This is a genomic window from Tritonibacter sp. SIMBA_163 (genome assembly GCF_046535935.1).
GTDB lineage: Bacteria > Pseudomonadota > Alphaproteobacteria > Rhodobacterales > Rhodobacteraceae > Epibacterium > Epibacterium scottomollicae.
The window spans coordinates 1-630 of sequence record NZ_JAWJBP010000089.1 but is presented as its reverse complement, the minus strand read 5'-3'; the positions used below and the strand labels follow the sequence as shown (position 1 = coordinate 630).

Here is a 630-nt window from a genome sequence, read left to right as displayed (position 1 = left end):
CGTCCTCGTCCTCGCCGTCGTAGCGGAACGCCCAGCGCCGGCCGCGGGTGTGGATCAGATGACCGGCCTGGTCGTCCTCGTGGACCCAGAACCGGCGCACGGTGCAGCGGTCGCGCGCGGCGCGCCACTCCTCGGCGTCGAAATGACCGGTGTCGTCGAGCGGCGCGACGAACTCGTAGCCGCAATCGGCCCGGCCGTTCGGGTTCTCGGGCGTGCGGGCGAGTTCGAGGCGGATGCGCTTGAGCGCCATTCGTTCGAGGCGGGCGGCCTTCGCCTCGGCAATGCGGTCGGGGCTAGAGGATGTGGGTGTCGATGCTCTCGTCGAGCCCGTGGGCACTCCCGCTGCTGGCACGCCCTTCTCGCCCAGCCGTCCACCGCCCGAGCTGGCCAATGAACTGGCTGAGGGGGTGGCCCCGGAAGAAGGGCTCCCGGCAGGCGAGGTAGCTGGTGAGGGCGTTCTCGACGCGGGTGGGGTCGTCCCGGCAGGCTTTGAGGGCCGATTTGATGTGGTGGGCGTCTCGCTGGGTGAAGGGCGGTTTCTGTCCATATTGCTCCTCGTAGTGCTTGAACCAGTGGTCGATAAGCCGCTGCACGTGCGGCTGCTTCGCCGGGGTCCGCCGCCGATCTTTC

Annotated in this window: 2 protein-coding genes; one reads left to right on the top strand and one right to left on the bottom strand. The window is 69.2% G+C overall.

Going from position 1 to position 630, the window contains the following annotated elements; genetic code table 11:
• A partial coding sequence (locus R0J92_RS21545; protein ID WP_411053135.1) for a hypothetical protein occupies positions 1–250 on the bottom strand: 250 nt, incomplete at its 3' end.
• On the opposite strand from R0J92_RS21545, the gene R0J92_RS21540 reads away from it, so the two are divergent.
• The coding region (locus R0J92_RS21540; protein ID WP_411053134.1) for a hypothetical protein at positions 240–630 on the top strand (391 nt) is incomplete at its 3' end. The genes R0J92_RS21545 and R0J92_RS21540 overlap by 11 nt on opposite strands.